The sequence below is a fragment of the Pseudomonas sp. TH39(2020) genome, assembly GCF_016650715.1.
Lineage (GTDB): Bacteria > Pseudomonadota > Gammaproteobacteria > Pseudomonadales > Pseudomonadaceae > Aquipseudomonas > Aquipseudomonas mandelii_C.
Genome location: NZ_JAEKFF010000003.1, coordinates 218,056 through 241,086 on the forward strand (window position 1 = coordinate 218,056; position 23,031 = coordinate 241,086).

Annotated in this window: 18 protein-coding genes and 1 pseudogene; 6 read left to right on the forward strand and 13 right to left on the reverse strand. The window is 60.4% G+C overall.

Annotated elements, in window-relative coordinates; all coding sequences use genetic code 11:
* Positions 1–98 precede the first annotated feature (98 nt).
* The gene (locus tag JFU47_RS03435) at positions 99–2,180 is read left to right on the forward strand and encodes a putative bifunctional diguanylate cyclase/phosphodiesterase (protein WP_201180869.1); all 2,082 of its coding nucleotides are present in this window, start codon (positions 99–101) and stop codon (positions 2,178–2,180) included.
* 93 nt (positions 2,181–2,273) lie between these two features.
* The gene (locus JFU47_RS03440) at positions 2,274–3,020 is read left to right on the forward strand and encodes an SDR family oxidoreductase (RefSeq protein WP_140678970.1); all 747 of its coding nucleotides are present in this window, start codon (positions 2,274–2,276) and stop codon (positions 3,018–3,020) included.
* Positions 3,021–3,157: 137 nt separating this feature from the next.
* Here JFU47_RS03440 and mapR read toward each other — a convergent pair whose 3' ends face one another.
* The 3 genes from mapR to JFU47_RS03455 form a co-directional block, all read right to left on the reverse strand.
* On the reverse strand, positions 3,158–4,567 hold the full coding sequence (mapR, locus tag JFU47_RS03445; RefSeq protein WP_140678969.1) for a GntR family transcriptional regulator MpaR: 1,410 nt from the start codon (positions 4,565–4,567) through the stop codon (positions 3,158–3,160).
* 303 nt (positions 4,568–4,870) lie between these two features.
* Complete coding sequence (gene ccoG / locus JFU47_RS03450) at positions 4,871–6,316, reverse strand: cytochrome c oxidase accessory protein CcoG (protein WP_201180878.1); 1,446 nt, start codon at positions 6,314–6,316, stop codon at positions 4,871–4,873.
* Between the two features lie 195 nt (positions 6,317–6,511).
* Positions 6,512–6,745: a DUF3203 family protein gene (locus tag JFU47_RS03455; RefSeq protein WP_201180880.1), complete on the reverse strand. Its 234-nt coding sequence runs from the start codon at positions 6,743–6,745 to the stop codon at positions 6,512–6,514.
* A gap of 122 nt (positions 6,746–6,867) precedes the next feature.
* Here JFU47_RS03455 and JFU47_RS03460 point away from each other — a divergent pair, with 122 nt between their 5' ends.
* Positions 6,868–7,374, forward strand: coding sequence for an MgtC/SapB family protein (locus JFU47_RS03460; protein ID WP_201180882.1), 507 nt, complete (start codon positions 6,868–6,870; stop codon positions 7,372–7,374).
* A 49-nt stretch (positions 7,375–7,423) separates the two neighbouring features.
* Here JFU47_RS03460 and JFU47_RS03465 read toward each other — a convergent pair whose 3' ends face one another.
* On the reverse strand, positions 7,424–7,591 hold the full coding sequence (locus JFU47_RS03465; protein WP_185049137.1) for a hypothetical protein: 168 nt from the start codon (positions 7,589–7,591) through the stop codon (positions 7,424–7,426).
* Positions 7,592–7,821: 230 nt separating this feature from the next.
* On the opposite strand from JFU47_RS03465, the gene JFU47_RS03470 reads away from it, so the two are divergent.
* From JFU47_RS03470 to glgB, 3 genes are all read left to right on the forward strand, one after another.
* Positions 7,822–9,816 (forward strand): alpha-1,4-glucan--maltose-1-phosphate maltosyltransferase, encoded by a 1,995-nt coding sequence (locus tag JFU47_RS03470; protein WP_201180884.1) that lies wholly within the window; start codon positions 7,822–7,824, stop codon positions 9,814–9,816.
* Between the two features lie 163 nt (positions 9,817–9,979).
* Positions 9,980–13,321 carry a maltose alpha-D-glucosyltransferase gene (gene treS, locus JFU47_RS03475; protein WP_201180892.1) on the forward strand — a complete coding sequence of 1,114 codons (3,342 nt, stop codon included), beginning with the start codon at positions 9,980–9,982 and terminating at the stop codon, positions 13,319–13,321.
* Positions 13,322–13,323: 2 nt separating this feature from the next.
* Entirely contained in the window at positions 13,324–15,555 is a 2,232-nt protein-coding gene (gene glgB / locus JFU47_RS03480) for a 1,4-alpha-glucan branching protein GlgB (RefSeq protein ID WP_201180900.1), read from the forward strand.
* A gap of 148 nt (positions 15,556–15,703) precedes the next feature.
* Here the strand turns inward: glgB and JFU47_RS03485 are convergent, their stop codons facing one another.
* The 9 genes and pseudogenes from JFU47_RS03485 to JFU47_RS03520 form a co-directional block, all read right to left on the reverse strand.
* On the reverse strand, positions 15,704–16,777 hold the full coding sequence (locus tag JFU47_RS03485) for an autotransporter domain-containing protein (protein ID WP_201180902.1): 1,074 nt from the start codon (positions 16,775–16,777) through the stop codon (positions 15,704–15,706).
* Positions 16,778–17,102: 325 nt separating this feature from the next.
* A pseudogene (locus JFU47_RS32980) lies at positions 17,103–17,288 on the reverse strand (hypothetical protein); the annotation flags it as partial.
* Positions 17,289–17,337: 49 nt separating this feature from the next.
* Positions 17,338–17,706, reverse strand: a complete 369-nt coding sequence (locus JFU47_RS03490; RefSeq protein ID WP_201180905.1) for a DUF6124 family protein — start codon at positions 17,704–17,706, stop codon at positions 17,338–17,340.
* Positions 17,707–18,103: 397 nt separating this feature from the next.
* Positions 18,104–18,904, reverse strand: a complete 801-nt coding sequence (locus tag JFU47_RS03495) for an endonuclease/exonuclease/phosphatase family protein (protein WP_123364443.1) — start codon at positions 18,902–18,904, stop codon at positions 18,104–18,106.
* 248 nt (positions 18,905–19,152) lie between these two features.
* Positions 19,153–19,911, reverse strand: a complete 759-nt coding sequence (locus tag JFU47_RS03500) for a PIG-L deacetylase family protein (RefSeq protein WP_201180907.1) — start codon at positions 19,909–19,911, stop codon at positions 19,153–19,155.
* Positions 19,912–20,033: 122 nt separating this feature from the next.
* Positions 20,034–20,693: a glycosyltransferase gene (locus JFU47_RS03505; RefSeq protein ID WP_201180909.1), complete on the reverse strand. Its 660-nt coding sequence runs from the start codon at positions 20,691–20,693 to the stop codon at positions 20,034–20,036.
* Entirely contained in the window at positions 20,690–21,289 is a 600-nt protein-coding gene (locus JFU47_RS03510; RefSeq protein ID WP_201180911.1) for an SAM-dependent methyltransferase, read from the reverse strand. Before JFU47_RS03510 ends, JFU47_RS03505 begins: the two co-directional genes overlap by 4 nt.
* Positions 21,286–22,044: a PIG-L deacetylase family protein gene (locus JFU47_RS03515; protein WP_201180918.1), complete on the reverse strand. Its 759-nt coding sequence runs from the start codon at positions 22,042–22,044 to the stop codon at positions 21,286–21,288. Before JFU47_RS03515 ends, JFU47_RS03510 begins: the two co-directional genes overlap by 4 nt.
* Complete coding sequence (locus tag JFU47_RS03520; protein ID WP_201180920.1) at positions 22,041–23,030, reverse strand: acyl-CoA dehydrogenase; 990 nt, start codon at positions 23,028–23,030, stop codon at positions 22,041–22,043. Before JFU47_RS03520 ends, JFU47_RS03515 begins: the two co-directional genes overlap by 4 nt.
* Position 23,031: the final 1 nt, after the last annotated feature.

Here is a 23,031-nt window from a genome sequence, read left to right on the forward strand (position 1 = left end):
GCTTATTTTGTCAGTGCGTTCTTTTGCGCAATCAGTACAATCGCCCGATTTGCCCCCCGAGAATGGAAGCAGTACGGAGGGCGGTCGCGAGAAGTCTCATGCTTATCGGTAGCTATTCCCCCACGCTGGTTATCATCTCGCTTTTTGTGGCGATTCTCGCCTCCTATACCGCGCTCGACCTGACCGAACGCATCGCCACGGCCAAGGGCCGGGCCGTGCATCTATGGACGGCTGGCGGGGCCTTTGCCATGGGGGTTGGCGTGTGGTCGATGCATTTCATCGGCATGCTCGCGTTCAAATTGCCCATCGACCTCGGTTACGACGTCGGTATCACATTGCTGTCACTGCTGATTGGCATCCTGTCCTGCGGCTTTGCCCTGTGGCTGGTCAGCCAGCCACAATTGCCAGCCTGGCAATTGGCAATCGGCGCGCTGGTCATGGGCGTCGGGATCAGCGCGATGCACTACACCGGCATGGCCGCCATGCGTATGCAGCCGGGTATCGATTACGATCCGACGCTATTCGGCGCCTCGCTGCTGATCGCCGTAGTCGCCTCGGGCGCCGCGTTGTGGATCGCTTTCCGCCTGCGCCAGCACACGCCTTATGTCGGCCTGATCCGTGGCGGTGCGGCGGTGATCATGGGGTTCGCGATCGTCGGTATGCATTACACCGGCATGGCGGCGGCGCGTTTCCCGGATGGCAGCTTCTGTGGTGCGGCCGTCAGCGGCCTGAACGGCAAGGGCCTGGACAATCTGGTGCTGATCACCACCCTGGCCGTGTTGAGCCTTGCCTTGTTGACCTCGATCCTCGATGCGCGCCTTGAGGCTCGCACCGCAGGACTTGCCCACTCATTGACCGAGGCCAACCGCGAACTGACCCAACTGGCCCTGCATGACACCCTGACCGGCCTGCCGAATCGCGTGTTGCTGGCTGACCGCATCGATCAGGCGATGTCGATGGTGCAGGAGCAGGGCGGTTGTTTCGCGTTGATGTTCATCGATCTGGACGGTTTCAAACCCGTCAACGATGCCTTCGGTCACCACATGGGCGATCTGTTGTTGCGTGAAGTCGGTCTGCGCTTGCGCGAGGATTTACGCAGCCAGGACACCCTGGCGCGGATCGGCGGTGATGAGTTCGTATTGCTGGTGCAACTCGGCGAGCAGAATGACGCATTGAACCTGGCGGCCCGTCAGGTCGGGCTGATCGGGCGTTCGTTCCGAGTCAGCGAACATGACTTGCAGATTTCCGCCAGCGTCGGCATCGCTATATATCCGGGCAACGGTGAAACCGCCGAGGAATTGCTGATGAACGCTGACGCGGCGATGTACCACGCCAAGGGCGCCGGGAAAAACGGCTATAGCTTCTTCGATGCCTCGATGAACAGCAACGCGCGCAAACAGCTGCAGTTGTTGCAGGACTTGCGTATCGCCATTGATCAGCAGCAATTCAGTCTCTATTACCAACCCAAGTTCGATGCCAACAATGGCCGACCGGTCGGTGCCGAGGCGTTGCTGCGCTGGGTGCATCCGACCCAGGGCATGCTGTTGCCGGACAAGTTCATCGAACTGGCGGAAAAGACCGGGCTGATCATTCCGATTGGCGAGTGGGTGCTCAACGAAGCCTGCCGTCAGATGCGCGAGTGGTACGTGCTCGGGTACACCGACTGGCGCATCGCAGTGAATCTTTCAGCCCTGCAGTTCTGCCACGCAGGCCTGGTCCAGAGCGTCGCCAAAGCCTTGGCCACTCACCATTTGCCGGCCAACAGCCTGACCCTCGAGATCACAGAAACCACCGCCATGAGCGATGCCGATGCGAGCATGACGGTGCTTCAGGAGCTGTCGACAATGGGGGTCGACCTGTCCATCGACGACTTTGGCACCGGCTATTCGAGCTTGATGTACCTCAAGCGCTTGCCCGCCAACGAACTGAAGATCGACCGGGGGTTTGTCCGCGATCTGGAGCGTGACAGCGATGATGCCGCCATCGTTTCCGCCATCGTCGCCCTCGGCCAGGCACTGGGGTTGCGGATCGTCGCCGAAGGGGTGGAAACCGACTCGCAGCAAGACTTCCTGACGCAACTCGGTTGTGATTCGCTTCAGGGTTATCTGCTCGGGCACCCGCTGCCCGCCGAACGCTTCATGGTAGATATTCTCCGCGCAGAGCAATTGGCGGTGAATTGAGAACAATGTGATTGATCTGAGCCCATGCAAAAGCCAGCGATGACGGTTATTCTTGGCCCCGACTGCTAACGCTTGGAATGGGGGAAGTTTCGCATGGACAAAGTCATCGTCATCACTGGCGGCAGCCGCGGTATCGGCGCCGCCACAGCCCTGTTGGCCGCCAAACAAGGCTATCGGATCTGCATCAACTACCTGGCCGATGAATCGGCTGCGCAAACGGTGCTGGAGCAAGTCCGGGCGCTGGGCGCGCAAGCCATCGCGGTGCGCGCTGACGTCAGCATCGAAGACGAAGTCATCGCCCTGTTCCACCGCGTGGACACTGAGTTGGGCCGGGTCACGGCACTGGTGAACAACGCCGGCACCGTCGGGCATAAGTCCCGAGTCGATGAAATGTCCGAATTCCGTATTCTCAAAATCCTCAGAACCAACGTCCTGGCGCCGATTCTCTGCGCCAAACACGCGATCCTGCGCATGTCGCCCAAGCATGGCGGGCAGGGTGGCAGCATCGTTAACGTGTCCTCGGTGGCCTCACGCCTGGGGGCGCCAAGTGAGTACGTCGACTACGCCGCCTCCAAAGGTGCGCTCGATACCTTCACCATCGGCCTGTCCAAAGAAGTGGCCGGCGAAGGCATCCGCGTCAACGCCGTGCGCCCTGGTTACATCTACACCGATTTCCATGCGTTGAGCGGTGACCCGGATCGGGTCAGCAAGCTGGAGTCGGGGATTCCGATGGCTCGGGGCGGGCGTCCGGAAGAAGTGGCTGAGGCGATTGTGTGGTTGCTGTCGGACAAGGCTTCCTATGCGACCGGGACGTTTGTCGACCTCGGCGGCGGGCGTTAACCCTTAGGATTTGTATCGCTGGATTTGGCTTCATCGTCGGAACGCCGCCCGGAGCAGGCTCGCTCCCACAGTTGATCGCATTCCCCTGTGGGAGCGAGCCTGCTCGCGAAGGCGGTAGACCAGACGCCACCAAACCCTCAGAACGACCGCACAATCCGGCCCAACGTCTCCATCGCCTTCTCGGCTGTCTCATCCCAGGGGCTGCCGTAATTCAGGCGGATACAATTCCTGAAGCGCTGGGTCGGTGAAAAAATCGGCCCGGGCGCAATGCTGATCCCTTGCGCCAACGCCATTTGAAACAACTTCAGTGAATCCATCTGCGGTGGCAATTCCAGCCACAAAAAGTAGCCGCCGGCCGGTTGGCTGACGCGAGTCTGCGTCGGGAAGTAGCGCGCGATCGCGGCGAGCATGGCGCTTTGCTGTTCTTCAAGGGCGTAGCGCAGTTTTCGCAGGTGCCGGTCGTAGCCGCCGTGTTGCAGGTAATCGGCGATGGCCGCCTGGGCGGGCATCGACGCGCACAGCGATGTCATGAGTTTCAGCCGTTCGATCTTCTGCGCGTAGCGCCCGGCGGCGACCCAGCCGATGCGGTAGCCGGGGGCCAGGCTTTTGGCGAACGAACCGCAGTGCATCACCAGCCCTTCGGTATCAAAAGCCTTGGCCGGTTTCGGCGCCTGTTGGCCGTAATACAGTTCGGCGTAGACGTCGTCTTCGATCAGCGGCACCTGATGGCTGCGCAAGAGCTCAACCAGTTCCTGTTTCTTCGCCTCGGGCATTGTCGCGCCCATCGGGTTCTGGAAGCTGGTCATGCACCAGACAGCCTTGATCGGGTGCCGTGCCAGGGTTTGCGCGAGTACGCCAAGGTCGATGCCATCGCGCGGATGCACAGGGATTTCCACGGCTTTGAGCTTCAGCCGCTCCAGGATTTGCAGGCACGCGTAGAACGCCGGGGCTTCGATGGCCACAAGGTCCCCGGGCTCGGTGACCGCTTGCAGGCATAGGTTCAGCGCTTCCAGCGCGCCGTTGGTGATCAGCAGTTCTTCCATGGGCAGCATCAGCCCGCCGACCATGTAGCGCAGGGCGATTTGTCGACGCAGTTGCGGGTTGCCCGGCGACATGTCGGTGACGACCATGCGTGGGTCCATTTCGCGGGCGGCGCTGGCCAGGGAACGGGACAGGCGTTGCAGCGGGAACAGGGTCGGGCTGGGGAAGGCCGAGCCGAAGGGCACGGTGTTCGGGTCCTTGATCGAGTCGAGGACCGAGAACACCAGTTCGCTGACGTCGACTTCGGTGGACTCATTGACCTGACTGCTGATCACCGGCTCCGAGAACGGGCTCGGCGCGTGTGCGTTGACGAAGTAGCCGGAACGCGGGCGGGCGCGGATCAGGCCGCGGCGTTCGAGCAGGTAGTAGGCCTGGAACACCGTGGACGGGCTGACCCCATAAGTCTGGCTGGCGTAGCGCACCGATGGCACACGCTGGCCGGGGCCGAGAACGCCGGAGCGGATCAGTTCAGCGATGTCGTCGGCGAATTTTTCGTAGCGTTTCATCGGGGGGCCTTGTCGCCAGGTTGTTGTGTGGTGTGTCAGGGAAATCGACCCCTCACCCTAACCCTCTCCCCGGAGGGGCGAGGGGACTGACCGAGGTGTCCAGCGAATTACGGCGACCTGAAACACCAAGTCGACTATGGATTCAAAGCAGATTTTTCAGGTCGCCGTACCTTGAATATCCCCCAATCAGTCCCCTCGCCCCTCTGGGGCGGTCCGACGTTTCGGGAGGGTTAGGGTGAGGGGTGGCTTCCAGATCATGCACAAAACTCAATCCCGCCTCTGACCGCTCGCCATCTTAAAGGCTCAACGATTCATCGGCGCAACAAACCGGCTCTTCGCCACGCTATAAATCTCAGGCTCATCACTGTCGACAATTTTGAAACTGATCGCCTGCGAACTGCTGCTCGGCCGTTCCGTGGTCATCGCCACCGACACCGGCACATCCACAATCTCGCCCGGTGCCAGGCTCAGTTCGGTCTTGCCTTGCAGCAGGAAGCCTTCGCCGTCGACCAGGGTCAGACGGTAATCCTGGCGTTGCTGGGTCTTGTTGATGACTTTCAGGCTGTAGATGTTTTCGATCTGCCCCTGACTGTTCTCGCGGAACAGGCCACGGTCCTTGCTCACGTCCAGCGACACCATCGGCCGCTCCACCAGCGCCAGGGCAAGCGCACCGATCATCACCAGCAGGACCGCGGTGTAGCCGATCAATCGAGGCCGCAGCAGATGAGTCTTGCCACCCTGCAATTGATGCTCGGAGGTGTAGCTGATCAGCCCGCGGGCGTAGCCCATTTTGTCCATGATCGAATCACAGGCGTCGATACACGCGGCGCAGCCGATGCATTCCATCTGCAAGCCGTCGCGGATGTCGATGCCGGTCGGGCAGACCTGCACGCACACCTGGCAGTCGATGCAATCACCGAGGCCGACTTCTGCCGGGGCCACATCACGTTTGCGCGGGCCACGGTTTTCGCCACGGGCAACGTCGTATGAGATGGTCAGGGTGTCTTTGTCGAACATCACGCTCTGGAACCGCGCATACGGACACATGTGCATGCACACCGCTTCACGCAGCCAACCGGCGTTGATGTAAGTCGCGCCGGTAAAGAACAGCACCCAGAACAGGCTGACGCCGCCCATCTGCAACGTCAGCAGTTCTTCGGCCAGCGGCCGGATCGGGGTGAAATAGCCGACAAAGGTCAGGCCGGTCAACAGGCTGATGGCCAGCCACAAGGTGTGCTTGGCCGAGCGGCGGAACAGTTTGTTCAGGCCCCAAGGTGCGGCTTGCAGCTTGATCCGCTGGTTGCGTTCACCTTCGGTGATCTTCTCGCACCACATGAAGATCCAGGTCCAGGAGCTCTGTGGGCAGGTGTAGCCGCACCAGACCCTGCCAGCGAACACGGTGATCGCAAACAGGCCGAACGCGGCAATGATCAGCAGCGCCGACAGCAGGATGAAATCCTGCGGCCAGAAGGTCGCGCCGAAGATGTGGAATTTGCTTTCGGAAAGGTCCCAGAGCACGGCTTGGCGGCCGCCCCAGTTCAACCACACCGTGCCGAAGAACAGCAAAAACAGAAACCCTGCGCCGCTCAGGCGCAAGGTGCGGAATAAACCGGTGAAGCTGCGGGTGTGGATCAGGTTGTCGCTGGATTTGGCCTTCATCTTTGGACGCGAAGGCTCATAGCTCTGCACGGAAGGGTTCTGTACTAAAGGGGCGGTTTCTACGGTTCGGACGGGGATTCTATCGCTCATGGTCTTTCGCTCATCAGCCTCCATCAGGCCTGAGCACTATGAGCGGCGATCTGTTTGCATAACAGACTCACCTATTGCAATAAAAAGCGGATCAGATGGACTTTGATCCGCTGCCTGCGACAAGTTGATGCACCCGCTACAGCGGGTCGCAGACACCTATATCAAGCGTCTGCGGGGGTGATTGATCCGGGTCAGTCAAATCACCGAATCACTGTCGGTGGCCTTCAAATGCTTACGCCCGTCGACTGCGCCTGCTACGGTCAATGCGTCGGCTTCTGCTTCGGTAATGTAGAAGCGCTGGTCATTGAGCTCCACCGCCGACATGGATTTTTCCGAGTCGGTAATGATTGTGACGTCGGGACACAAACGAATTTCTTCGCCGTTCTCGGTAATGAAGAAGCAGGTCTGGTTTTCGATGCGCACAGTCATGGAGGTGTCCTTTTTTCTGCGGGTTCTAAAGTGTTAGGGCACAGCCGAGGATCATCGTTCTGTGCAACTGATTAATGGTCGACGCGGTCCCCCCTGAAACGACCCTTAACAAGGACAACACCATGAACGCCTGGTGGCATGAGGTTTGGGTGACCTTGCAAGCGGAGTTCGCCGACGTTGGCGACGCTTCACAACTGACGCGCATTACCGTGCGTTTGCTGATGGCTGCGGTGTTGGGCGGGATTCTCGGTTTCGAACGTGAGCACAAGGGCAAGGCCGCCGGGGTTCGCACCCACATGCTGGTGGCCCTCGGCGCCGCGCTGTTTGTGCTGGTGCCGCAAATGTCCGGCTCACAGGCTGATGCCATGAGTCGGGTGGTGCAGGGTGTGATCGCGGGGATCGGCTTTCTTGGCGCTGGGACTATTCTGAAAAACAACGAGGGCGACGAGGGGCACGTCAAAGGCCTTACCACCGCCGCCGGATTGTGGATGACCGCCGCCATCGGCGTTTCGGCCGGGTTGGGGCGAGAGGCGACGGCGGTGCTCAGTACGTTGCTGGCGTTGGCGATTTTCAGTGTGATGCCCGCCGTTGTGCGATTGATCGACAAGGACAAGGATCAAAATCCGTGAACTGATGATCGTTCCCACGCTCTGCGTGGGAACGATCACTACGCGATCGTTACTCCGGTGTAACGATCACCGGCGGCATCGTCTCTGGCGGGTCTTCACGCGGTGGCGGGGTGGTACCGGGCGGGTCTTGCTCAGGCACAGGTGCAGGCTCGGTCGGCGGAATGGTCGGGCTGTCGATGTTTGGATCAGGTGTTTCGGCAGGGATCGGAATGCTCATGAATTTAGCCTCCAGTGGCACATGGCGTAAGTCGTGCTTAAGTGTGTTGACCACCGTGCAAAGGAATTGATTCCTGCGAAGGCCCAGGCAATTCCTCGTGAACTTTTACCGGCGCCTGTCGCTCGGAACCTAAGTGAGTTCATTCCGGGGCGGACGATCCTGCGGGATGGCTATCCAGTTACAAGCCACAGGCACAAGAGCGTCCATGGGGCGTAAAGGAGAGATGCTCGATGACTGCTGAAAAACCGACAGAGCTGAACTACAACCCTCATATGCCGCTGTCGCAGGCCTTATTGCTACCGCGCATCGCCATCGAGAACACCATGCCGACCCTCGACGGCGGGCAGTTCGCCGTCAAAGCCGTGGTGGGCCAGGACGTGGTGGTGACCAGCAAAGTGTTTGCCGACGGTCACGACAAGTTGGCCGTGCGAGTGCGCTGGCACGCCGAGGGTGAGGAAACCTGGCAAAGCGAAGTCATGACTGAACTGGGCAATAACGGTTGGCAAGGCCAGTTCCGGGTCGCGCGCCAGGGCCGTTATGTGTTTTGCATCGAAGCCTGGATCGATCAGTTCGCCAGCTTCTGTTATGAGCTGGAGAAAAAACACGCCGCCAGGGTGCCGATCAGCCTGGAGTTGCAGGAGGGGCGAACGCTGGTCCAGCAAGCCGCCGAACGCACCGAAGGGCAGCTGAGTGAACAATTGGCGGCACTGCACCATGAATTGTCGGGTCTGCTCGAAATCGAACAGGTCGAGCTGTTTCTGCACCAGCGTAGCGCCGAGCTGATGACGCAGGCCGATCATCGTGCCTATTTGAGCATCAGCCCTGAGTACCCGCTCGACGTCGAACGGGACCTGGCACAGTTCGCCAGTTGGTATGAATTGTTTCCGCGTTCGATCACAGACGATCCGGCCCGTCATGGCACCTTCAACGATGTGCATTCGCGGCTGCCGATGATCCAGGACATGGGCTTCGACGTGCTGTACTTCCCGCCGATCCACCCGATCGGCTGCAGTTACCGCAAGGGCCCGAACAACGCCCTGACCGCCGGGCCGGACGATCCGGGCAGTCCGTATGCCATCGGCAGCGAAGAGGGCGGGCATGAAGCCATTCACGCCGAACTGGGCACCCGCGAGGACTTCCGTCGGCTTGTCGCAGCGGCTGCGGACCATGGGCTGGAAGTCGCCCTCGACTTCGCGATTCAGTGTTCCCAGGATCACCCATGGCTGCAGCAGCATCCGGGCTGGTTCAACTGGCGGCCGGACGGCACCATCAAATACGCCGAGAACCCACCGAAGAAATACCAGGACATCGTCAACGTCGATTTCTATGCCACCGATGCGATTCCGAGTCTGTGGGTCGAGTTGCGCGACATCGTGGTGGGTTGGGTCGAGGAGGGCGTGAAGCTGTTTCGCGTCGACAATCCTCACACCAAACCGCTGCCGTTCTGGCAGTGGCTGATCGCTGATGTACGGGCGCTGTACCCTGAGGTGATCTTCCTCGCCGAAGCCTTTACCACCCCGGCGATGATGGCGCGGTTGGGCAAAGTCGGTTACTCCCAGAGCTACACCTACTTCACCTGGCGCAACAACAAGTCCGAACTGGCCACCTATTTCACCGAGCTCAATGAGTCTCCGTGGCGCGAATGCTTCCGGCCGAACTTCTTCGTCAACACACCGGACATCAACCCGGCGTTTTTGCATGAGTCGGGGCGCGCCGGTTTTCTGATCCGCGCGGCGCTGGCCACCATGGGCTCCGGCCTGTGGGGCATGTATTCAGGCTTCGAACTGTGTGAAGCGGCACCGGTGCCGGGCAAGGAGGAATACCTCAATTCCGAGAAGTATGAAATCCGCCCACGGGACTTCAACGCGCCGGGCAACATCATTGCCGAAATCGCCCAGCTCAACCGCATCCGCCGGCAGAACCCGGCACTGCAGACGCATCTGGGCCTGAAGGTCTACAACGCCTGGAACGACAACATTCTGTATTTCGGCAAACGCAGCGAGGATGGCAGCAATTTCATTCTGGTGGCCGTCAGCCTTGATCCGCATAACGTCCAGGAAGCGAATTTCGAATTGCCGCTGTGGGAAATGGGCTTGCCCGACGACGCCAGCACCCAGGGCGAGGACTTGATGAGCGGTCATCGCTGGACCTGGCACGGCAAGTACCAATTCATGCGGATCGACCCGGCGCATCAACCGTTCGGGATCTGGCGAATTACCGTTTAGCACTGATTAGCACTGATCGTTCCCACGCTCTGCGTGGGAATGCAGCCCGGGACGCTCTGCGTCCCATCCAGAGCCGAACGCGGAGCGTCCGTGGAGGCATTCCCACGCAGAGCGTGGGAACGATCTGGGCCGAGGCGTTTCCAGTTTTCAACAGGAGTTTCAAATGGCGAAGAAACCCAAGGCAGCCACCTTTATCAAGGACCCGCTCTGGTACAAGGATGCGGTTATCTACCAGGTTCACGTTAAGTCTTTTTTCGACTCCAACAATGACGGGATCGGCGACTTTCCCGGTCTTATCGCCAAACTCGATTACATTGCCGATCTGGGCGTCAACACCATTTGGCTGTTGCCGTTCTATCCCTCGCCACGGCGCGATGACGGCTACGACATTGCCGAATACCGTGGGGTGCATTCCGACTACGGCACCATGGCCGACGCCAAGCGGTTCATCTCGGAAGCCCACAAACGTGGCCTGCGGGTGATTACCGAACTGGTCATCAACCACACCTCGGACCAGCACGCCTGGTTTCAACGTGCGCGTAAGGCCAAGAAAGGTTCGGCGGCACGGGATTTCTACGTCTGGTCCGATGACGATCAAAAGTACGACGGCACCCGCATCATCTTTCTCGACACCGAAAAATCCAACTGGACCTGGGACCCGGTGGCCGGCCAGTACTTCTGGCATCGCTTCTATTCTCACCAGCCAGACCTGAATTTCGATAACCCGCAAGTCATGAAAGCCGTGCTCTCGGTGATGCGCTACTGGCTGGACATGGGCATCGACGGTCTGCGTCTGGACGCGATTCCGTACCTGATCGAACGCGACGGCACCAACAACGAAAACCTGCCCGAGACCCACGACGTCCTCAAGCAGATCCGTGCCGAAATCGACGCCAATTACCCGGACCGCATGCTGCTGGCCGAGGCCAACCAATGGCCGGAAGACACGCAGTTGTACTTTGGTGATACCGACAAAAAGGGCCTGAACGGCGACGAATGCCACATGGCGTTCCACTTCCCGCTGATGCCGCGCATGTACATGGCGCTGGCCCAGGAAGACCGTTTCCCGATCACCGACATTCTGCGCCAGACCCCGGAGATCCCGGCCAACTGCCAGTGGGCGATTTTCCTGCGCAACCACGATGAGCTGACCCTGGAAATGGTCACCGACAAGGAGCGCGATTACCTGTGGAATTACTACGCGGCCGACCGTCGGGCGCGGATCAACCTTGGCATTCGCCGCCGCTTGGCGCCGTTGATGGAGCGCGACCGTCGTCGTGTGGAGTTGCTGAACAGTTTGCTGCTGTCGATGCCCGGTACGCCGACCCTGTATTACGGCGATGAAATCGGCATGGGTGACAACATCTACCTCGGCGACCGCGACGGCGTTCGCACGCCGATGCAGTGGTCGATTGACCGTAACGGCGGTTTCTCCCGCGCCGACCCGGCCAGCCTGGTGCTGCCACCGATCATGGACCCGCAATACGGTTACCTGTCGGTTAACGTTGAAACCCAGGCCGGCGACCCGCATTCGCTGCTGAACTGGACCCGGCGCATGCTCGCCGTGCGCAAGCAGTCCAAGGCCTTCGGTCGCGGCACACTGAAAATGCTCTCGCCGAGCAACCGGCGGATTCTGGCATACACCCGGGAATTCACCGGGCCGGATGGCAAGTACGAAATCATTCTGTGCGTGGCCAACGTATCGCGCAGTGCGCAAGCGGCGGAGCTGGATTTATCCGCTTATGCCGGCATGGTGCCGGTGGAAATGCTTGGCGGTAACGCCTTCCCGCCGATCGGCCAGTTGAATTTCCTGCTGACCCTGGCGCCTTACGGCTTCTACTGGTTCGGCCTGGCAGCAGAAAACCAGATGCCGAGCTGGCACGTGGAACCGGCGCAAAGCTTGCCGGACTTCACCACGCTGGTGCTGAAGAAACGCATGGAAGAACTGCTCGAAGCGCCGTCCCGCGGCACGCTGGAGCAGGGCATCTTGCCGAGCTGGCTACAGAATCGCCGCTGGTTTGCCGGCAAGGACGCGGCCATTGAACAGGTCAACATCGCTTACGGCGTGCGCTTCGGCGATCCACAACATCCGGTGCTGTTGAGTGAAATCGATGTCACCAGTGGCGGCCAGACCAATCGCTATCAGCTGCCGTTCGGCTTTATCTCCGAAGATCAGGTGGGTGCCGCGTTGCCTCAGCAACTGGCCTTGTCTCGGGTCCGGCGCGTGCGTCAGGTCGGCTTGATCACCGATGCCTTCAGCCTCGACACCTTTGTGCATGCGGTATTGCAAGGCATGCAAAGTAATACCGTATTGCCATCCAGTGCGGGCGATATCTGCTTTGAGCCGACGTGGGAACTGGGGAAACTCGGCCTGACCGGTGAATCGGAAGTGCGTTACCTGTCAGCCGAGCAGTCCAACAGCTCGGTAGTGATCGGCAACAGCCTGGTGCTCAAACTGATCCGCAAGGTCGCGTCTGGCGTGCACCCGGAACTGGAAATGAGCGCGTACCTGACTCACGCCGGTTTCAGCAATATCTCGCCGCTGCTGGGTTCAGTGGTTCGCCGCGATCCGGCGGGTGAGGAAAGTCTGCTGATGATTGCCCAAGGCTACTTGAGCAATCAGGGTGACGCCTGGGAATGGACCCAGAACAACCTCGAACGGGCGCTGCGCGACGAACTGGCCGACGCCATGTCCGAGCAGGAGCAACACTACAACGCCTTGGGCGAACTGAGAGACTTCGCCGGCATGCTCGGTCAGCGTCTCGGTGAAATGCATCAGCTGCTGGCGGCGCCCAGCGACAACCCGGATTTCGCCCCGAAAGTCACCACCCAGAAAGATGCCCTGGCCTGCGCTAAAGACGTGTCGGCGCAACTGGAGCACGCGCTGAAATTGCTCAAACAGCATCAAAGCGAATTGAACCCGGCAGACAAAGCCTTGGTCACTCGTTTACTGGACAACAAAAAAGCCATCCTCAGCCATGTTCAGGAGCTGGGCAAAAAAGCCGTTGGTGGTCTGCGCATTCGTGTCCACGGCGACTTGCACCTGGGCCAGGTGCTGGTGATCAAGGGCGACGCCTACTTGATCGACTTCGAAGGCGAGCCGGCGCGGCCACTGCATGAGCGACGGGGCAAACACAGCCCGTACAAAGACGTCAGTGGCGTATTGCGTTCTTTTGACTACGCTGCGGCGATGGCGATCAATGTGCACAACGTCGACAACACCGCCGATGCCCAAGCCGCTCGTCAACGTGTCGCCGATCGCTATTTAAATGAAGCAAGACAAGCATTTGTCGACGCTTATCGGCTGGCGGCAGCTAGTCTTGCTCATGCATGGCAAGATCCGGAAGGCGAGGACGCCGCATTGGCGTTGTTCGGCCTGGAGAAGGCAGCGTATGAAGTGGCCTATGAGGCAGAAAATCGCCCCACATGGTTGTCCGTGCCGTTGCACGGTTTGTATGGGTTATTGAGTGGGCTTAAACCCTTTTCCGATCTTGGTGGAGAGTAGTCATGAGTTTCTCGAACAAGGAACAGGGTCACGCTAAAGAAGCGTTGCTGCCCAGATCGCGGGACATCGACGCGCTGGTACGCGCCGAACATCACGACCCCTTTGCAATTCTCGGCCCCCACGGCGATGGTGCCGGCGGGCAATTCATTCGGGCCTATTTGCCGGACGCCTTGAGCGTGCAGGTACTGGCCAAGGACTCCGGGGAAGAACTCGGCAACCTTGAGGCCACCCAGACACCGGGGCTGTTCGTCGGCCATTTCGATCGGGCGCAGCCGTATCTGCTGCGAACCCGGTGGGCCGGCGGCGAACAAATTGCCGAGGACCCTTACAGCTTTGGCCCGTTGCTCGGTGAGATGGACTTGTACCTGTTCGCCGAAGGCAATCACCGCGATCTCAGCGCTTGCCTGGGCGCGCAGCTGAAAACGGTCGACGGTGTCGATGGCGTGCGGTTCGCCGTGTGGGCACCGAACGCCAAAAGGGTGTCGGTGGTGGGGGACTTCAACAACTGGGACGGTCGCCGGCACCCGATGCGCCTGCGTCATCCGACCGGCGTTTGGGAAATTTTCGTCCCGCGCATGCAAGCGGGGGAAACGTACAAATACGAAATCCTCGGTACCCACGGCATTCTGCCGCTCAAGGCCGACCCGATGGCGCTGGCCACCTCGCTGCCGCCGGACACCGCGTCAAAAGTCGCTTCGCCGCTGAACATCGATTGGCAGGATCAGGAGTGGATGCAATCCCGGGGCGACCGTCATCGGGTGAGTGCGCCGCTGTCGATCTACGAATTGCATGCCGGGTCCTGGCAATGTGAGCTGGACGATTTGGGCGAAGTTGCGCGCCTGTACACCTGGCATGAGTTGGCCGAGCGGCTGATTCCTTACGTGAAGGATCTGGGTTTTACCCACATCGAGCTGATGCCGATCATGGAACACCCGTTCGGTGGTTCCTGGGGCTATCAGTTGCTGTCGCAGTTCGCCCCGAGCGCCCGCTACGGTACGCCGGATGATTTCGCCGCGTTCATCAATGCCTGCCATCAGGCCGACATCGGCGTGATCCTCGACTGGGTGCCAGCGCATTTTCCGACCGATACCCACGGCCTGGCGCAATTCGACGGCACTGCGCTGTACGAATACGGCAACCCGCAGGAAGGTTTCCATCAGGACTGGGACACGCTGATCTACAACCTGGGTCGCACCGAAGTGCATGGTTACATGCTGGCCTCGGCGCTGCACTGGCTCAAACATTTCCACGTCGACGGTCTGCGGGTCGATGCCGTGGCTTCGATGCTGTATCGCGATTACTCGCGCAAGGCCGGCGAATGGGTGCCAAACCGTCACGGCGGTCGGGAAAACCTCGAAGCCATCGACTTCCTGCGCCATCTCAATGACGTGGTCGACCTCGAAGCCCCTGGCGCGCTGGTGATTGCCGAAGAATCCACCGCATGGCCGGGTGTCAGCCAGGGCACGCAACAGGGCGGACTGGGCTTCGACTACAAGTGGAACATGGGCTGGATGCACGATTCGCTGCACTACATCCAGCAGGACCCGGTGTACCGCGCCCATCACCACAACGAACTGAGTTTCGGCCTGGTATATGCCTGGTCCGAGCGTTTTATCCTGCCGATCTCCCACGACGAAGTGGTACACGGCAAGCACTCGCTGATCGACAAGATGCCCGGCGACCGCTGGCAGAAATTCGCCAACCTGCGCGCCTACCTCAGTTTCATGTGGGCGCATCCGGGCAAGAAACTGTTGTTCATGGGCTGCGAGTTTGGTCAGTGGCGTGAGTGGAACCACGATCAGCAACTCGACTGGTACTTGCTGCAGTACTCGGAACACAAAGGTGTGCAGAAGCTCGTCGGCGATCTTAATCGGCTGTATCGCGAAGAACCGGCGCTGCATGATCAGGACGACGCGCCGCAAGGCTTCCAGTGGTTGATCGGTGATGACGCCATCAACAGCGTTTATGCCTTCATGCGCTGGAGCAGGGAGGGGCGGCCGGTGTTGGTGGTGGCTAACTTCACGCCGGTGCCGCGTGAGGGTTATCGCATCGGCGTACCGTTTGCCGGGCGTTGGACCGAGGTGATCAACAGCGATGCTGCCACTTACGCCGGTTCGAACTATGGCAACAGCGGCGGGGCGTTTACCGAGGACGAGCCGAGCCATGGCCAGGCACTCTCGTTGGTATTGAACCTGCCGCCGCTGGCGGTGTTGATGCTGCGTCCGGAGGGTTGATCTAAAACCGAGTCGCTCCCTTCGTCGGATCGCCGCCCGGAGCAGGCTCGCTCCCACATTGGTTTTGTGTACGACATCAATCCAATGTGGGAGCGAGCCTGCTCGCGAAGGCGTCAGCCGAAACAAAACGCCTCCTGAGGTCAGACGCTCACCACCGCATCCGCACACCCAAACTCCCAATCAACCCGTTCAAATCATTCTGATCCACATCACTGCTGTAGTCGGCGCTGACATAAAAACTCACGGTGGGTGTCACTCTGGCCACCAGGCCCAAACCCACTTCGACGGTCGATGAATTGCGGCTGCTACTGATTTTGTCGACCTGATCCAGGGTCACGGTATTACCGGTGTACACCGTGTGCCACAAGTTGGTTCGCACGTAGGGTTCGACCCCCAGCCCGTTGATGTCGTAACTACCTTTCAACCGGGCACCGACCCGGCCGCTCCAGGACGTCAGATCGCTGGACGAAGCATTGCCAGACCCGGCATACGGGGTGTCCAGGGTAATGCGTTGATTGATCAACTGCGCCTGGGGTTCAACTACCCAGTTATCGCTCAGACCAATGGGGAAACCACCTTCCACCGACAGCGTCACCGCGCTGCCCTCGGTTGCCTGTCGGGCGCCCTGGTCATTGCGGGTATAACCGTTGACCCGGCCGCCGCTGGCCGTCAAATCCACGTGCCAGCCTTGGGGCCCGGTCAGGCTCCAGTAGGCACCGAGGCTCTGGCCTTCGAGGTTGAGGGTGTCGTGGCTGGGGTCAGCAAGGGCGGGACCGGCCAGCAGCCCGTTGCTGTCGCCTTGTAACTGAGTGATGCCGCCAACCAGTCCGACCCGCTGGGTATGACCGCTACCGCTTTGCAGAGTCAGGATCGCCGGACCTTTGAATTCGCTACTGCCAGGGATAGCAAATCCCTGAGCCAGGACATCGGTTTGCGCCTGCCGCGAGGCCTGTCCATACATCTGATCCCAGGCCGAAGGCGCAGCGTCCTCGATGGTCAGGTGCGAACTTCGTGTGTCGGAGGCGGTGCTGAAGCGGCCAAGGTAGGGGGCGGCGATCGTGACGGCGGGTAAGGCCATGACCGGAACATCCTGGCGGTACCATGGCAAGGTTACATCCTCTGCCGGCCCTGCCTGTACTTCCATGGACGAGCACAGAAGGAGTGAGCTCGAGACAGTGCAAAAAGTAACTTTGATCTCTTGTTGGGTGAATGAAGTTTTCATGGAGGTCTACCTTGCAATCGCATGCGGTATCTCGCTCTGGCGTCTCTCTCCTACCCCGAATGAGGGGCGACCGAATGTAGTGGGGCAAGCCTCTGGCCGCCCGATTTTGCGGGTGTCTTGGGGTTTGCCCCTGGTGTATTTCCGGGGGTAGTAACGTGTAGCTAAGAAGACCCTTGACATCGCGTCAAGAAAATGGCCGATAAGTGGTATGTGTATTTTAGGACTTGCAAGTGACTGATTTACGCCGCACATCTAAGTTCTTGTTTGTTCGAAAAATCGTCAAGAAATCCGCATTCCAGAGCGTTTTTGATAGTGGGCTACCGGTCTACCAACTCACCCTGACACCGACATTTGCAGCCGTCGCGCGCAGCTGATTGCTGTCGATATTGCTGGTGTAGTCGACTCCGCCATACAAAGGTTCCAGTGGTCGTCCACTGACTTGGTAGCGGTCTTTGAGTCGAGCGCCGAGGCGACCGGTCCAGGCACCGTGGGAGTCGAATGAGACCTTTGAATGCTTCTAAATAGTGAGGGCGCAAGCGCCCTCGCTACCTGCCTGGCGACTACCCAGGCTTGTGGTTATCCAAAACCCGATTGACCGCTAACTCACCCAACATGATCATCCGTTGCAGCACCAGCATCGTTTGCCGTCGCGGGCCGTCCGTTACGTCGGCGAGATCGTTGACCATGGCGCTGGCTGATGCCAACGATTCGCAGGCCTCGACGAGCAACGTTTCGTCATCCACCGCTGCGTCGATGGTGAAAATGGTGCTGGGCTTGTAGGGCGGTATCTGCGTTTTTGTCGCCCCGGGGTTGAGGTAGAAGCGGAGTGCGCGGTCGGCCGCCTCTCTCATTTTCTTGGGGTCAAGATCAATAAAGGCGTCGTAGGGTACTGGACCCGTGTGCGGGGGATTCGGCGTTACTTTGAACATAGATCTGATTTCCAGAGTTAGGGCCGCTACCGCTCTCGACTAAAAGAGGGTGGCGGCTGTACGCAGGTTAGTCGACCGGTGGAATCAGCAAGCCCGGCGCGCCCAAGGGCGCCCTGCGCACAACCACCATCAAGTACAGGCATAGAACGACCTGACTGAATGGAGCTTATGCACCTTACCGATAACCACCGGGCGACTAAACCCGACCACTGATGAGCAGTGGCAGGTAAACGATAGAGGCCGGGGTCAAAGCGCACAAGCCAGCGGATTCTGGCGCACGCGTAGGTAACGACGCAAGGCGTTGTAGCCGTTAGGACGTAACAGCGGGTGTCTTTAAACGCGTCCGCTAAACGCATGAAAGCGGCCGGCACAGTAGTCTATGAAACTAATGAGCGTTTCAAAGATGCACTTCCACCGCCAACGGCAAGTGATCCGACAAATGCGTCCAGGGCTTGTGCCCCAGTATCCGCGGCTCATGACTGCTGGCATTGCGCAGATAGATCCGGTCCAGGCGCAGCAGCGGAAAGCGCGCCGGATAGGTTTTCGCCGGGCGACCGTGGTGGCGCTCGAAGGCTTCATGCAGGTAGTCGCGACGGGACAGGGCGGTATTGCCTTGCAACTGCCAATCGTTGAAGTCGCCAGCGATAATCACCGGCGCATCGTCGGGCAACGATTCGAGCAGTTGGCAGAGTAGCTGGAGCTGTAGTTGGCGATGGCTTTCCAGCAGACTCAAGTGAACGCAGATCGCATGCACTTCAGTGTGCCCCGGCACATCCAGTACGCAATGCAGCAGGCCGCGGCGTTCGGGGCCGGTGATCGAGACGTCGAGGTTGCGGTGCTCGCGGATCGGGTATTTCGATAACAGGGCATTGCCGTGGTGACCGTTGGGGTAGACCGCGTTACGACCGTAGGCGAAGTCGCTCCACATGCTGTCGGCCAGGAACTCGTATTGTGAGGTTTGCGGCCAATCGTTGTAGCGAGTGGAATGACGGTCGTGTTCTCCGACGACTTCCTGCAGGAACACCAGGTCCGCCGACGTACTGCGTACCGCTTCACGCAGTTCCGGGAGAATGAAACGTCGGTTGAGTGCGGTAAAACCCTTGTGGGTGTTGACCGTCAGCACTCTCAATCGATGAATCGCCAGGGGTGTGTTCAATGGAGATGATTCGACGGCCTGCCACTTGGAATCACTGGTCACGTTCACTCCTCTGAATCAGGGCTGCTTATGTATGCGACTGATACAGCGGCGGGCAGTTCAGTGGGATTCGTCGCAAGCAGCCTTCACACCAAAATGTAGCAGCTGTCGAGCCTGCGAGGCTGCGTCCGGCTGCGTAGCAGTCGTCATCCAGAACATGGAGTTTGCCTGACACACCGCGTTGCCGGGTCTTACGACTGCTTCGCAGCCGGACGCAGCCTCGCAGGCTCGACAGCTGCTACAGGCTTATGTCAGACGAAGACAATTTCGTAGGGCAACCGTATCCGTTCCAGAAGCACCGGGGGCAGCAGCGGGGCGAGGCCGATGGCCGGCTCGCCGTCGAGCTGGCTGGCATAGGCGTGGGTAGCGTGGCTTTTGCGCGCGACGGTCCAGGTGTCCAGGCGAACCTTGCGCGCGCGATGCCACGGGATGAGCCCTCGATCACGCGTTGGCCAGTGCCAGGCCCAGACCGGTACTTCGTTGAATGCCGCACCGACCATGGCCGCGGCCTTGGCGCTGGCCCGGCCCACGGCGTCATGGTCGACAATGCCATCCTCGCGCCAGGTGCTGAACACCACATCCCCAGGGCGTAAATAACGGGCGATGAATTGAGTCATCTGAACTTCCCGTTCGGCCAGGGCGTTGTCGGTGAAGCCGCCACGAATCCATTTGAGGCTGTGCATCGGCAGCCCGAGCCGGCGCAAGGCTTCGAGGCTTTCCTGGGGGCGGAACACGCTCAAGCGTTTCTCCGACCACTGTTGCGAGCCCGGATGACTGGCGCTGCCGTCGGTCATCGAGATTAATTGCAGGGGATGACCCAATGCGGTGAGCAACTGCAACAGGCCGCCGCAGGTCACGACTTCATCGCCGGGGTGTGGAGCAATCACCACGGCGCGTGCGCCGGCGGGGACCAGGGTCTGAGTGCTTATGACAGGAATGTTGTCCAGTTGCGGGGCGCTGTTCCAGATTTGTACTGGCAGGCTGGTTTCGTTGATGGAAACGGTTTTCATGGGGCTACGTCCTTGTTCTCGTTGATAGCAATGTGCAGCGCTCCAAACCCTGGATTGCCGCGAACAGAGTATTGCTCATGTCGCGCTATTCGTCGCCTCGATGTCCCATCCGGTACGTTTTTTTATCCGAGCTGCGCCATTTCCCGCAAGAAATCGCCAAATCCTCCCCGTGCGCGGCTGTCCAGTCGGGCACTGGTGAGCACCTGCGGACGCTGGCTCCAGGCAATATTCGCCCCGCAGCGCTCGAGTTGCCGCACCATTTGCACATCTTCGTCGCTGGCCAGCGGTGCGAAACCACCGGCACGCCGGTAAGCATCGGCACTGATGCCCAGGTTGGCACCATGGATATGCCGGTGTCCGTCGCGGGCCTGATAACGCTGGTGATAGCGAATCTGTGCTGACTCATCGAAGGCCGCGGTCCACTGATCGACCGTCACCGTGCCGCACACTGCGTCGGCACCGAGGTCCAGTTGCGCCACCAGCCAGTCCTTGGCGACCCGGCTGTCGGCGTCGGAGCAGGAAATCCAGCGCACCCCCCGATCCAGTAGAAACCGTGCACCCGCGGCGCGCGCCAGACCGACGTTACGCGCCTCGATCGCCAGGCTGTGCACTGGGTAACTGTCGACAATCTCTGAGGATCGGTCAGTGCAACTGTCGAGCACCACCAGCACCAGGACCGTTTCACCCCCCAGCCGTTCATGGCACGCGGCGCGCAGGGCGGCCCGTATGCACTGCTCGATCAACGCTTCTTCGTTATGCGCCGGGATCAAAATGCCAATCATCGCAAGCCCTCCAGCGCGGCTACGGAGCGCGGTTCACGGCTCCAGAGTTCCAACAGGAAATCGGCCTCCTGATGCAGGACCAGGCGCGGCAAGTGCAACTGTTCGTGGAGCAGGTCATGGACCTGTCGGGCATTGAGCGGGCAGCCATCGATCGGTGGGCGCCAGTGGCAGGCCAGGAGCTGGCCGTCTGCAGTCAGTGACCGGGCGGCATGTTCGATCAGGCACTTGAGGTCTTCGGCGTCCAGGTAATAGCCGACTTCGCTGAGCACGATCAGGTCAAACTGCTCGTTGGGCCAATCACTCGGCAGGCGGCTTTGACGGACTTCGGCATGGTCGAACAGACTCAGGCGAGTGCGAGCCAGCGCCACGGCGGCGGCTGCGGTATCGCAACACAACAGGCGATTGCAGCGAGTGGCCAGATCAGCGCTCAGTTCCCCGTTGGCGCAACCGGGTTCGAAGATCGCGCGGTAGTGCGGTCGGGGCAGCGCGGCCAGCGTTATGGCGCGTTTGCGCTGTTCGTACCAGCGCTGGCGGAACGCCCAGGGATCGTCGTTGCCGGCGAACAAACCGTCGAAATAGCGATCCTCGACGCTCATACAAACACCACTTCAAACGGTTGCAGTAACCGGTCCAGCACATACGGTGCCAGCACCGGTGGCAAGCCGGTTTTCGGGTCGCCCTCCAGCTGGCTGGCGAAGGCATGAATGGCGTGACGTTTGCGCGCCACCAGCGCCGGGGCCAATAGAATCTTTCGCGCCCGGTGCCAAGGCACGAAACTGTCTTCGGGGGTTGCCCAGTGCCAGGTCCAGACGGGCAGCTCATGCAGCGTCGCACCGACCCGTTTCGCCGCTTCGGCACTGGCGCGACCCACAGCCTCGTGATCGCAATGGCCGTCTTCACGCCACGTGGTAAACACCACATCGTTGGGCCGCAGATGACGTTCGATGAACTCGCACAACTCGGCTTCCCGTGCCGCCACCTGACTGTCGGCGAAGCCACCGCGCAGCCATTTCAGGCTGTGCAACGGCAGGCCGAGACGGCGCAAGGCCTGGGCCGATTCCTGCGGGCGGACCACGCTCAGGCGTTCCACCGGCCAGCGCTCGGAACCAGGATGGCTGGCACTGCCATCAGTGACTGAAATCAGTTGCAGCGGCCGGCCAGCTGCGGCGAGCAATTGCAGGAAGCCGCCGCAACCCAGCACTTCGTCATCCGGATGGGGGGCGATGATCACGGCGCGCGAGCCTTCCGGCACCAGCGTCAGGATGTCGGTCACCGGCAACTGCGCCAGATGGCTTGAGGTTTGCCATAAATGCAGAGGCGTTCCCTGGCCGACAATCGGGTTGGTTTTCATAACATCCATGTCTCCGTCAGAACCTGTTGCCCAAGCGCGGCGAGATCCCGTTCGGCGTGGCTTTGGCGCAGGAATACCGGCAGGTCGGCGATCAGTCGGGCGAACTGTCGATCTTTGCAATAGGGGCCGGCACCGAGTGCGTGGCCGACGTGCAGCATGACCTGTTCGGCGGCGTGTTCCACCACCGCCCGGGCGCGCCGGGCCAGCAGTTCGGTGTCGTCCAGCGGAGCGGCGTCGATCATCAATGCGCTGACCCGCAATACCTCGGCGGCCGCATGCAGTGCGCTGTCGACCGCGCCCAGGTGGGCGAGGGCGTGGGGTTCTTCACGTTGAGCGCAATGGCTGCGCAGGCGTTCGGCGATGCTCTGTGCCGCGCCGTACCAGCAAGCGGCAATGCCGATTCCGCCTTGCCAGAAGCCTGGACGTTGCAGGTAATCGCCGGGGTTGCCAATGGCTTGTGCTTCGGCACCTTCGAACAGCACCTCGACGCTGCCAGTGGCACCCATTCCGACGGCTTGCCAGCCCTGATCCGTAACGGTCACGCCGGGTTGATCCAGCGCCACCGCCACCAATTGCTGCCGGTCGTGATGATCCCATGCCGTGAGCAACGCATGACTCAACACCGTTGCGCCCGAGCACCAGGCCTTGCGCCCGTTCAGTGCGACCATATGCCCCTGCGGACGGACGCGCACCCGCGCTTGTGGTGGTTCGGCAGCCCACATGCCCCACGTGCTGCCAGGCGTAGGCGAGCCACCCAGTTGCTGGATGATCGCCAGGGCGTCGGTATGGCCTTCGTACAACTTGCACAACCCCAGATCATGCCCGCCGACCTCGGCCAGACGCTGAAACCGCTCCAGTGTCTGGCCACCGCCGGGCAGCGGAAGCTGATCCAGACCCGCCTCCACCAACGCTCGCAGGCACCGCCCTAACGCTTGAGTGTCGGCGAAATCCGCGGGCTGATGCTGGAGAAAGCCTTGAAGGTCCATT